The following is an 11,752-nucleotide window of genomic DNA, read 5'->3' as shown; positions in this document are numbered from 1 at the left end:
ACCATGTTTGTCTTTGTGCTTGCCGTGGTGTTCAAGCTGTTTGTGATTCAGTTTGTGCAAGGGGAGAAGTACCGTGATTTGGCAGAAAAGCGAACCGTTAAGAATGTTGAAATTCCAGCAAACAGGGGGAATGTATATTCTGCAGATGGTAGTTTGTTGGCAACCTCTATTCCTAAGTACGATATTAGGTTTGATGCCTTGACACCTTCAGCGCGTACGTTTGAAAAGTATTTGATTCCGCTTTGTGATTCCTTGGCAAAATATTCGGGGAAACCTTCGGCCTTGTATCAAAACTCATTAAGGAAGGCGCGAGCCAATAAAAATCGCTACTATTTAATAGCTCGAAATATTAGTTACTCCAATTATATCAGGATTAGGAATTTTCCAATGTTAAACCTTGGAGCTTATAAAGGAGGATTGATCGTAGAGCAAACTACACGTCGCGAGCACCCAATGGGTGCTATTGCACATCGTTCCATTGGGTATGAAAAAGTTGATAGTGACGGGAACGTAACGAGAGCGGGGATAGATGGAGCGTACGGGGAAGAGTATTTAAGTGGTGTTAACGGTCACAGACTTAAACAAAAAATTGGCAACGGACAATGGAAGCCAATTGCTGATTATAATGAGGTGGAGCCTCAGGACGGTTATGATGTGTATACAACTATAGATGTGAATATACAGGATATTGCACATCATGCCTTATTGGAGCAATTGGAAAAATATAAGGCAGATCATGGTTGTGTTGTAGTGATGGAGACTAAAACGGGAGAGGTGAAAGCTATTGCTAATCTTGGAAGAAATCCAGAGGGATATTATTATGAGCGTAGGAACTATGCGGTTTGGGAATCGCATGAACCGGGGTCTACTTTTAAATTGATGGCGGTTACGGCAGCTTTAGAAGATAAGGTGATTGATACTAGTGATGTGGTGGATACTCAAAACGGTGTGTTGTCATTTTATGGGAAAAAGGTGAGGGATTCTAAAAGAGGGGGCTATGGGAAAATCTCTATAGCAAAAGCATTTGAGGTCTCTTCCAATACGGGAATTGTGTCGGCAATTGATAAGCATTATCGTAAGAATCCTAAGAAGTTTGTGGAGCATCTTTATAGTATGAATCTGAACCAAAAGCTAGGGTTGCCCATTTCCATTTCGGGGGAAGGTGAGCCTGTTATTCCGCATCCGGATGACAAGAATAGATGGAGTGGAATTGCTTTGCAATGGATGGCTTATGGATATGGGGTGTCGTTTACGCCTTTACAGACATTGACATTTTATAATGCCATTGCTAATGGAGGGGAAATGGTGAGGCCTCAGTTTTTGAAGGAAGTGAGAGAGTTTGATAAAACCATCGTTCCTTTTAAGAAGGAGGTAATTAATCCTCAAATATGTTCTGAAGAAACAGTGGCTAAGGTGACTCAGTTGTTGAAGAATGTAGTAGAGAAAAGACATGGTACAGGACATGGATTGTATTCTCCAAATTTTTCCATGGCTGGAAAAACGGGGACTTGTCAGAAGGACTATAGAAATAAAGAGAAGCTGAATTATATCTCTTCTTTTGCTGGTTTTTTTCCTGCAGAGAATCCGAAGTATTCATGCATTGTGGTGATTCATGAGCCAGATAAAAGCGTAGGGTACTATGGGGCAGATGTTTCTGGTCCGGTGTTTAAAAAGATTGCACAGAAAATCTTTACCGATACGCCTTTGATAGATGAAGTTGAGCAATTAGAGTTTGCCGATGCAAAGGCTGAAAAGGATTTTGAAACGTACTATGAAGTAGCTAAAACCTATAAAACAATCATGCCAAATGTGGTAGGGATGCCGGTTATGGATGCCATGGCCCTTTTGGAAAATATGGGATTAAAAGTGAAGGTTGACGGCGTTGGGGATGTGAGAAAACAGTCAATTGATAAGGGTGTGAAAATAGCACCTAACCAAACGGTAGTATTGAATATTTAATGATAGAGCTAAAGGACATATTATATAAAGTGACCATAAACGCAGTGGTAGGAAGTACTGCTGTTGAGGTGGCTGAAATTCATTTTGATTCTCGTAAAATCAAGAAGAATGATGTGTTTATTGCTATCAAGGGAACCGTAGTTGATGGTCATGAGTTTATTGAAAAGGCAATTAACGATGGTGCGGTAGCGGTTGTTTGTGAGGCCTTACCAAAGGAGTTGAAGGAGAGTGTTACTTATATAGAAGTGGAAAATGCCAATAAGGCCTTGGCTTTTATGGCGGCCAATTATTACGGTAATCCATCTGAAAATTTGAAGTTGGTTGGGGTAACAGGGACTAACGGAAAGACTACCGTGTCTACCTTATTGTATCAATTATTCAAAAAGGCAGGCTTTAAAGTGGGCTTATTGTCTACAGTGAAAATTTTGGTGGATGATAAGGAATATAAGGCGACCCATACAACGCCAGATTCTCTGACTATCAACAAGTATTTGAAGGAGATGAATGAGGAAGGTGTGGAGTTTTGTTTTATGGAGGTGAGCTCTCATGGAATTCATCAAAGTAGAACGGAAGGGCTTCATTTTCTAGGAGGGATTTTTACAAATCTTACGCATGATCATTTAGATTACCATAAAACATTTGCGGAATATCGCGATGTAAAAAAAATGTTCTTCGATCAGTTGCCAAAAACGGCTTTTGCTTTGGTGAATATTGACGATAAAAATGGCTTGGTAATGTTGCAGAATACCCAAGCTAAAAAATATACATACGCTCTAAAATCGTATGCTGATTTTAAGGCGAAAATATTGGAAAACCAATTTGGAGGTCTGTTGTTGAAACTGGATGACAATGAAGTGTGGACGCGTTTGATTGGGAATTTCAATGCCTACAATATTTTGGCTATTTACGGAACTGCCAAACTTTTGGGGTTGGAAACTGTTGAGGTGCTTCAGTTGGTGAGTCAGTTGGAGAGTGTTAGTGGACGTTTCCAATATTTTGTTTCCGAAGATAAAATTACGGCTATTGTAGATTATGCGCATACGCCCGATGCCTTGAAAAATGTGTTGGAAACTATCAATAGTATCAGGACCAAGAATGAAGAGTTGATTACGGTTGTGGGCTGTGGTGGCGATAGGGATAAAACCAAGCGTCCTAAAATGGGACATATTGCTTCGGCTTTAAGTACCAAGGTCATTTTTACAAGTGACAACCCTAGAAGTGAGGTGCCAGAAACCATTATCGAGGAGATTGAAAAAGGTGTGGAGCCGCAAAATTTCAAAAAAACCCTGTCTATTGTAGATAGAAAACAAGCCATTAAAGCAGCATGTCAAATGGCGCAGCCCAACGATATCATCTTGGTAGCTGGAAAGGGGCATGAAACTTATCAGGAAATCAAAGGCGAGCGCTTTGATTTTGATGATTACGAAATAGTGAAGGATTTTTTAAAACAGTTGAAAAAATAAGAAGTTACCAATGTTGTATTACCTATTCGAATATTTAGAAAAAGAATTCCAGTTTCCTGGGGCATCACTCTTTGGGTATTTAACATTCAGGGCAGCTATAGCGATTATTTTGTCTCTGTTGATTTCTACCATCTATGGAAAGCGTATCATCAATTTCCTTCGCAGACAGCAAGTAGGTGAAACTATTAGGGATCTAGGTCTGGAGGGACAGGTTGAAAAGGCGGGAACACCAACTATGGGGGGAATCATTATCATTATGGCGACTTTGATTCCAGTGCTCTTATTGGCTAAGTTGGATAACGTTTATATTTTGTTGTTGATCGTCACCACAGTTTGGATGGGAACAATAGGGTTTATTGATGATTATATCAAGAAATTCAAAAACGATAAAGAAGGGTTAAAAGGCCGTTTTAAAGTGTTGGGACAAGTGGGTCTTGGGATTATTGTAGGAACCACGCTTTACTTTAATGACCATGTTACTATTAAGGAGAAATTGCCGGTTGCTCAACAACAGGAAATTTTGATGGAAGATCCAAATGTGCTGCCTTCAAAGTTGTTTCAGGAGGAGGAGAAATCAACAAAAACCACAATTCCTTTTGTGAAGGGTAACGAGTTTGATTATGCCGATTTGATTACTTGGATCCACCCAGATTTAAAGCAATACGCCTGGATAGTGTTTGTAATCGTGGCCATTTTTATCATTACGGCAGTATCCAATGGTGCTAACCTTACTGATGGGATTGATGGTTTGGCAGCGGGAACTTCGGCCATCATAGTGCTCACTTTGGGAATTTTTGCATGGGTGTCGGGTAACATTATTTTCTCCGATTATCTCAATATTATGTACATCCCACGGGTGGAGGAAATTACCATTTACATCACGGCATTTGTTGGAGCGTTAATTGGGTTCTTGTGGTACAACACCTATCCTGCCCAAGTGTTTATGGGGGATACCGGTAGTTTAACCATTGGAGGAATTATAGCTGTGATTGCAATTGCAGTAAGAAAGGAGTGGTTGATTCCTGTGTTGTGTGGAATCTTCCTTGCTGAAAATTTATCTGTGGTATTGCAGGTGAGTTATTTCAAATATACCAAGAAGAAATTTGGTGAAGGTCGACGCATTTTTAAGATGTCGCCTTTGCACCACCATTATCAGAAATCGGGATATCATGAAAGTAAGATTGTAACCCGATTTTGGATTGTGGGAATATTGTTGGCCATTCTGTCCATAGTGACCTTGAAAATTAGATAGATGAAGCGATTGGTCATTCTTGGAGGCGGCGAAAGTGGCGTAGGAACGGCACTTTTAGGAAAAGCGAAAGGTTTTGAAGTATTTGTTTCCGATAAGGGAAAAATAAAAGAAAAATATAAACAGGTTCTTATACATCATGAGATTGATTGGGAGGAAGAGCAGCACACCGAGGCTAAGATTCTCAATGCAGACCTAGTAATGAAAAGTCCAGGTATTCCTAATAAAGTGAATTTGGTAGGACGATTAATAGCAGCCAGCGTTCCCGTGATTTCGGAAATAGAATTTGCATCAAGATATACGGATGCAACTATCGTCGGAATCACAGGGAGTAATGGTAAAACAACTACCGCGTCGTTAACCCATCACATTCTCAAACAGGAACTGGAAATTGGATTGGCAGGAAACATAGGTGATAGTTTTGCAAAACAGATTTTGGAAAAGGACTATCCAAACTATGTTTTGGAGATTAGTAGTTTTCAACTGGACGATATCGTGGATTTCAAACCGCATATTGCCGTGATCACCAACATTACGCCTGACCATTTGGATAGATACGATTATAAGTTTGAAAATTATATCGCATCCAAATTTAGGATTGTCATGAATCAGACTAAGGATGATTACTTAATCTACGACGCCGATGATGAAGTAATCAATGAATGGTTGGAGAAACATCCTGTTCAATCAAGATTATTGCCGTTTTCTTTGACGAAGACATTAGAGAATGGCGCCTATTTAGACAATGAAAATATTATAATAACAATTGATAACAACCCTATTATTATGCCTACAAAAAGTATAGCACTGGAAGGTAAACACAATGTGAAAAATGCCATGGCGGCATCAACAGTAGCACATTTATTAAGAATTAGAAAACAAACGGTACGCGAAAGTTTGGAGAATTTCCAAGGTGTAGAACATCGTTTGGAGAATGTGCTTAAGATTAACAAGGTGCAATACATTAACGATTCTAAAGCAACCAATGTAAACGCTACCTATTTTGCATTGGAAAGCATGGATGCGCCTACGGTATGGATTGTTGGAGGTGAAGATAAAGGGAATAATTATAATGAGTTGTATCGTTTTGTAAACGAAAGGGTAAAAGCTATCATTTGTTTAGGGGTTGACAATCAAAAGTTATTGGATAGTTTTTCGGGGATGGTTGATGTTATTGTAGAAACTCAAAGTATGACCGAAGCGGTTAAAATGGCCTACAAATTGGCCGAAGCTGGAGATAATGTATTGTTGTCGCCTGCTTGCGCTAGTTTCGATTTGTTCGAAAACTACGAAGATAGAGGGCGTCAATTTAAAGAGGCAGTAAGAAATTTATAGAATAAAGAATAAAAAGTAGCAGTAACGTGCAAAAGTTGTTTAAAAATATAAAAGGAGATCGTTTAATATGGGCTATTGTGGCCCTGTTGGCAATTTTCTCATTCCTTCCTGTATACAGTGCGTCCAGTAATTTGGCGTACTCTGTAGGTGGAGGAGGCACGTTTACATTTTTTGTGAAGCATTTTGTGCATTTGTTTCTGGGCTTTGTAATCATGTATGGTACGCATAAGATTCCGTATCGCTATTTTAGGGGCTTGTCCATGGTAATGTTGCCGGTGGTTTTGGTGTTGTTGGTGGTTACTATGTTGCAAGGAACTACTATTGAGGGCGCTAACGCGAGTAGATGGATACAGATTCCTCTTGTGGGAATGTCATTTCAAACTTCAACCTTGGCCTTTGTGGTGTTGATGGTGTATGTAGCGAGATACCTTTCGAAAATTCAAGATAAAAAAGTAGCCTTTAAGGAAAGTATTTTGCCGCTTTGGATGCCTGTTTTTTTCGTATTAATATTAATTTTGCCGGCGAATTTTTCAACAACGGCCATAATGTTTGCAATGGTATTGGTGCTCACCTTTATTGGCGGGTATCCCATAAGGCATTTGGCGGTTATAGTAGGTTCTGGAATTTTAGGGTTAGCATTCTTTGTTTTGGTAGCGAAAGCATTCCCCGATTTAATGCCCAACAGGGTAGATACGTGGATAAGCCGAATAGAAAATTTCTCCAATGGTGAAGACACCGAAGAAGATTATCAGATAGAAAAAGCCAAAATAGCAATTGCTTCTGGAGGTATCCAGGGGGTTGGTCCTGGTAAAAGTGTTCAAAAGAACTTTTTGCCACAGTCATCATCCGATTTCATTTTTGCAATTATCATAGAAGAGTACGGTCTTTTAGGCGGTTTGTTTTTGTTATTAATGTACTCATGGTTTTTGTTTAGGGTGGTAATTGTATCCCAAAAGTCGGATACTGTGTTTGGAAAATTACTGGTCTTAGGTGTTGGTTTACCAATCGTATTTCAGGCCTTGATCAATATGGCGGTTGCCGTAGAATTGTTCCCTGTTACGGGACAAACGTTGCCATTGATAAGTAGTGGGGGAACCTCTATTTGGATGACCTGTTTGGCGGTAGGAATCATTTTGAGTGTAAGTGCTCAAAGGGAAGAAATAAAAGTGCAGGAAGAAGATATAAATATTGAAGAAAATCCACTTGAAATTTTAAGTGAAGCGATATAATGGGGAACTATAAAATCATATTGTCTGGAGGCGGTACAGGAGGTCATATCTATCCTGCCATTGCCATTGCAAATGAATTAAAGTCCCGTTACCCGAAGGCTAAATTCTTATTTGTAGGTGCTAGCGATAGAATGGAGATGGAAAAGGTGCCCCAAGCTGGGTATTCTATCGAGGGACTTTGGATTTCTGGAATTCAACGTAAGTTGACTTTGAAAAATGCCATGTTTCCTTTCAAATTGGGGCTTAGTTTGTTGCGTTCACGGAAAATTATCAAAACTTTCAAGCCGGATATCGTTATTGGTACTGGTGGATTTGCAAGTGGGCCGTTACTGTATGTGGCGTCTTCCAAACATATTCCAAGTTTGATCCAAGAGCAGAATTCCTTTCCAGGAATCACCAATAAGCTTTTGGCAAAGAAGGTAGATAAAGTATGTGTGGCCTATGATGGTTTGGAACGTTTTTTTCCAAAGGAGAAATTGGTAAAAACGGGCAACCCAATCCGTCAGGATTTATTAGAGATAGACAATAAAACAATTGAAGCCAAAGACATCTTCAAATTAAAACACGGTAAACATACCTTGTTGGTTTTGGGAGGAAGTCTTGGGGCTAGAAGAATAAATGAATTGGTGGAAAGCCAACTGGAGTATTTGCAAGAGCAAAATGTCCAGATAATTTGGCAATGTGGCAAGTTGTATTATCAACAATATAAACGCTACAATGAAATGGAAGGTGTACAGGTGCATCCATTTTTGAACAATATGGATATGGCTTATGCTGCTGCAGATGTTATCATTTCAAGGGCAGGTGCAAGTTCGGTGTCGGAATTATGTGTGGTTGGAAAACCTGTGATTTTTATCCCGTCGCCAAATGTATCCGAAGACCACCAAACCAAAAATGCCATGGCCATTGTTGAAAAACAGGCCGCGGTAATGATAAAGGAACAAGATTTAGATAACGACTTTCAATCTGAGTTCTCAAAATTATTGAGTTCAAAAGAGCAAAGAGAGTCGTTGAGTAAACATATTAAAACATTGGCTTTGGTAAATGCTACCAAGGACATTGTGGATGAAGTTGAAAAACTTTTGAAGAAATAAATGGAATTTAAACACATACATAACGTCTATTTTATAGGAATTGGAGGTATTGGCATGAGTGCTTTGGCGCGATATTTTGCGGCCAACAATAAGTATGTGGCTGGGTATGATAAAACCAAGACCGAAGTGACGGTTGCCTTGGAAGAACTCGGTGTTAAAGTTCATTTTGAAGATGCTGTAGGTCAAATTGAGGAGCGTTTTCTAAATACTGAAAATACCTTAGTGGTGTATACACCCGCAGTGCCAAAAGATCACAAAGAATTGGAATATTTCAAATCCAATGGTTTTATGGTAATGAAGCGTTCGGCGGTGTTGGGAGAAATTACCAAGCAAACCTTCTGTCTGGCTGTGGCGGGAACTCACGGGAAAACCACAACCACTAGTATACTTGGGCATTTGTTGAAGGAGTGTGGGGTAGAAGTAACCGCTTTTTTGGGAGGAATCAGTCAAAACTATAATTCCAACTTGATTTTGGAAGGAACTGAGGTCACAGTTGTTGAAGCAGATGAATTTGACAGGTCCTTTTTAACCTTGTTTCCAAATATGGCTTGTATCACCTCTATGGACGCCGACCATTTGGATATCTATGGCGAAAAGGAAGCGCTTCAGGAATCGTTTGTTCAGTTTACAAAGCAATTAAAACCAGAAGGGAAACTGTTTGTTAGAAATGGTTTGCCTTTAAAAGGAATAACATACGGTATAGAGGATGATTCCGACTATGCTGCACAAAATATTAGAATAGAAGGTGGTGCCTATGTGTTTGATGTAAAAACACCTAATGGAACCATACTTGAAGATTTCAAATTTGACCTACCTGGTAGACACAATCTGTCGAATGCGTTAATTGCCTTGGCGATGTCTGCAGAATATGGAGTCCCTCACCAGCAGCTCGCCAAAGCATTAGCGTCTTATAAGGGGGTTAAACGCAGATTTACTTATCATATCAAAACAAATGATAAGGTATTGATTGATGACTATGCGCATCATCCGGAAGAAATTAGAGCTGTTTATGAAGCTGTAAGGGAAATGTATCCAGGGCAAAGGGTCTTGGCTGTATTTCAACCTCATTTATTCAGTAGAACGCGTGATTTTGTGGATGAATTTGCCGAGCAGTTGTCAAAATTTGATGAATTGATATTATTGGATATCTATCCAGCTAGAGAGTTGCCAATTGAAGGGGTAACTTCTCAATGGTTGTTGGATAAAGTATCAAATAGCCATAAGGCTTTGGTTGAAAAATCGGAGTTGATTTCGGCTATAAAAGCATCGGAAGCTACAGTGGTTTTAACATTGGGGGCTGGCGATATAGGAGAAGAAGTGCAATCTATAAAACAGGCGTTGAGCGTTGCGAATTAACAAAGGACATATAAAGCTGATGATCCTGCTCATTATGGTGAGTGGGCTGTTTGCGTTTTCCTCTGTAAGAAATGCCAAACGCAGGGTAAGTGCCCCGCAAATCAACTTTGTTGGAGATGATAATTTATTCATTACGCATCAGGCTGTTAGTAAGTTGTTAATACAAAATGAACAGCCAATTGCAAACAAGCCTAAAGAAATTATAGATTTGAAATACCTAGAGACTGCCCTGAATTCTAACCCATTGATTAAGGAAGCTCAAGTATTTATGAGTGTTGATGGAGTGATCACCACAGAAATTGAGCAAAAACAACCTATTGCAAGAGTAAATACAAACGCATCCTACTATATAGACACCGAAGGCTCCTACATGCCTTTGTCTGCAAATTATTCCGCAAGAGTGCCTTTAGTTACTGGCACTGTAGTGAAAAACGATTTGCAAAACGTTTACAAGATTGCTAATAAGGTTTATACAGATGAATTTTTAAAACAGCACGTTGTAGAAATTCACCAGAACGAAGACAAATCCATAGAACTAAAATTTAGATTGAACGACTTTGTAGTGAAGGTTGGAACCTTAAAACAACTTGACAAAAAAATAAATAATCTCAAGGCTTTTTACCAAATGGCCTATAAAGATAAAACACTTGACAGTTATAGAGCGGTGAACTTAAAATTTGATAACCAGGTCATCTGCACCAAAAAGTAAGGAATGGAAAATAATAAGATTTCAGTAGGATTAGACATAGGGACCACAAAGATTGTGGCCATGATAGGTCGTAAAAATGATTACGGAAAAGTTGAGATTCTTGGAATTGGAAAATCCAAAAGTTTAGGTGTACACAGAGGTGTGGTTAACAACATTACCCAAACCATTCAGTCCATTCAGCAAGCGGTTCAAGAAGCCGAAGCGGAATCTGGATATAAAATTGAAGGGGTAACTGTAGGTATCGCAGGACAACACATTCGTAGTTTGCAACATAGCGATTATATCACTAGAACAAATTCCGATAAGGTAATTGATGATGATGATATTGACATGTTGATCAATCAAGTGCACAAATTGGTGATGTTGCCTGGTGAAGAGATCATTCATGTATTGCCTCAAGAGTACAAAGTAGATGGTCAAGCCGAAATCAAAGAGCCAATTGGAATGTATGGTGGACGTTTGGAAGCTAACTTCCATGTGGTAGTTGGGCAAGTGTCCTCTATCAGAAATATTGGTCGATGTGTAAAAAGTTCCGGGTTGGAGTTGGAAGGCATTACCTTGGAACCCTTAGCATCTGCTAATGCCGTTTTGAGCCAAGAAGAAAAGGAAGCAGGAGTCGCGCTTATCGACATAGGGGGAGGTACTACCGATTTAGCGGTTTTCAAGGATGGAATCATCCGTCATACGGCGGTAATTCCTTTTGGAGGAAACGTAATTACAGAAGATATCAAGGAGGGCTGTTCAATCATTGAAAAGCAGGCCGAATTGTTGAAAATAAAGTTTGGATCGGCATGGCCAGGTGAAAACAAGGATAACGAGATTGTGTCCATTCCAGGATTGAGAGGAAGGGAACCAAAGGAAATTACTTTGAAAAACCTGTCCAAGATTATCCATGCACGTGTGGTTGAAATCATAGAACAAGTCTATGTGGAAATCAAAAACTATGGCCACGAAGAGCAGAAAAAGAAACTGATTGCAGGAATTGTGTTGACGGGTGGAGGTGCCCAATTAAAACACCTAAAGCAATTGGTAGAATATATCACAGGAATGGATACCAGAATTGGGTATCCTAACGAGCATTTGGCTGGAGACAGTGACGAAGATGTGGCTAGCCCTCTATATGCTACAGCTGTTGGTTTGGTGATGGACGGTTTGAAACGTCAAGAGCGCAGACGGATTGAGGAAGAAGTTGTTGAGGAAGTGGTTGAAGAACCTGAAGTAGAGCCGACTCCTGCTGAAGATATTGTTGAGGAAGAGCAACCTCAGGAACCGCCAAGAAAGGAGCGAAAATCCTTCTTGGATAAACTAACAGAACGAGTAAAAGATTTTTTAGATAACGCAGAATAATTAATATAAAT

The 11,752-nt window shown here is 39.6% G+C and carries 9 protein-coding genes; all 9 read left to right on the top strand.

What is annotated here, in order from left to right; genetic code table 11:
* Positions 1-3 precede the first annotated feature (3 nt).
* Genes ZA06_RS04065 through ftsA form a run of 9 tightly spaced genes read left to right on the top strand, consistent with a single transcriptional unit; the run spans position 4 to position 11,741 of the window.
* Positions 4-1,959 carry a penicillin-binding protein gene (locus tag ZA06_RS04065; protein WP_053976109.1) on the top strand — a complete coding sequence of 652 codons (1,956 nt, stop codon included), beginning with the start codon at positions 4-6 and terminating at the stop codon, positions 1,957-1,959.
* A complete protein-coding gene (locus tag ZA06_RS04060; protein ID WP_053976108.1) occupies positions 1,959-3,422 on the top strand; it encodes a UDP-N-acetylmuramoyl-L-alanyl-D-glutamate--2,6-diaminopimelate ligase in 1,464 nt (487 codons plus the stop codon). Before ZA06_RS04065 ends, ZA06_RS04060 begins: the two co-directional genes overlap by 1 nt.
* Before the next feature lie 10 nt (positions 3,423-3,432).
* On the top strand, positions 3,433-4,674 hold the full coding sequence (mraY, locus tag ZA06_RS04055) for a phospho-N-acetylmuramoyl-pentapeptide-transferase (RefSeq protein WP_053976107.1): 1,242 nt from the start codon (positions 3,433-3,435) through the stop codon (positions 4,672-4,674).
* Complete coding sequence (gene murD, locus ZA06_RS04050) at positions 4,675-6,006, top strand: UDP-N-acetylmuramoyl-L-alanine--D-glutamate ligase (RefSeq protein ID WP_053976106.1); 1,332 nt, start codon at positions 4,675-4,677, stop codon at positions 6,004-6,006.
* 26 nt (positions 6,007-6,032) lie between these two features.
* On the top strand, positions 6,033-7,235 hold the full coding sequence (locus ZA06_RS04045; RefSeq protein WP_053976105.1) for an FtsW/RodA/SpoVE family cell cycle protein: 1,203 nt from the start codon (positions 6,033-6,035) through the stop codon (positions 7,233-7,235).
* Positions 7,235-8,329, top strand: coding sequence for an undecaprenyldiphospho-muramoylpentapeptide beta-N-acetylglucosaminyltransferase (murG, locus tag ZA06_RS04040; protein WP_053976104.1), 1,095 nt, complete (start codon positions 7,235-7,237; stop codon positions 8,327-8,329). The genes ZA06_RS04045 and murG overlap by 1 nt, the downstream gene beginning before the upstream one ends.
* Positions 8,330-9,685: a UDP-N-acetylmuramate--L-alanine ligase gene (gene murC / locus ZA06_RS04035; protein WP_053976103.1), complete on the top strand. Its 1,356-nt coding sequence runs from the start codon at positions 8,330-8,332 to the stop codon at positions 9,683-9,685.
* The gene (locus ZA06_RS04030; protein ID WP_053976102.1) at positions 9,675-10,394 is read left to right on the top strand and encodes a cell division protein FtsQ/DivIB; all 720 of its coding nucleotides are present in this window, start codon (positions 9,675-9,677) and stop codon (positions 10,392-10,394) included. The genes murC and ZA06_RS04030 overlap by 11 nt, the downstream gene beginning before the upstream one ends.
* 3 nt (positions 10,395-10,397) lie before the next feature.
* Positions 10,398-11,741: a cell division protein FtsA gene (ftsA, locus tag ZA06_RS04025; protein WP_053976101.1), complete on the top strand. Its 1,344-nt coding sequence runs from the start codon at positions 10,398-10,400 to the stop codon at positions 11,739-11,741.
* Positions 11,742-11,752: the final 11 nt, after the last annotated feature.

It is taken from the genome of Mangrovimonas xylaniphaga, assembly GCF_001280435.1.
Classification (GTDB): Bacteria; Bacteroidota; Bacteroidia; order Flavobacteriales; family Flavobacteriaceae; genus Mangrovimonas_A; species Mangrovimonas_A xylaniphaga.
The sequence above is the reverse complement of the archived record's forward strand: the minus strand, read 5'-3'. Positions and strand labels throughout refer to the sequence as shown.

Coding starts and splice junctions, on each gene's coding strand:
- ZA06_RS04060 (WP_053976108.1), top strand. CDS start 1,959: ATGATAGAGCTAAAGGACATATTATATAAAGTGACCATAAACGCAGTG.
- murG (WP_053976104.1), top strand. CDS start 7,235: ATGGGGAACTATAAAATCATATTGTCTGGAGGCGGTACAGGAGGTCAT.
- murC (WP_053976103.1), top strand. CDS start 8,330: ATGGAATTTAAACACATACATAACGTCTATTTTATAGGAATTGGAGGT.
- ZA06_RS04065 (WP_053976109.1), top strand. CDS start 4: ATGTTTGTCTTTGTGCTTGCCGTGGTGTTCAAGCTGTTTGTGATTCAG.
- murD (WP_053976106.1), top strand. CDS start 4,675: ATGAAGCGATTGGTCATTCTTGGAGGCGGCGAAAGTGGCGTAGGAACG.
- ftsA (WP_053976101.1), top strand. CDS start 10,398: ATGGAAAATAATAAGATTTCAGTAGGATTAGACATAGGGACCACAAAG.
- mraY (WP_053976107.1), top strand. CDS start 3,433: ATGTTGTATTACCTATTCGAATATTTAGAAAAAGAATTCCAGTTTCCT.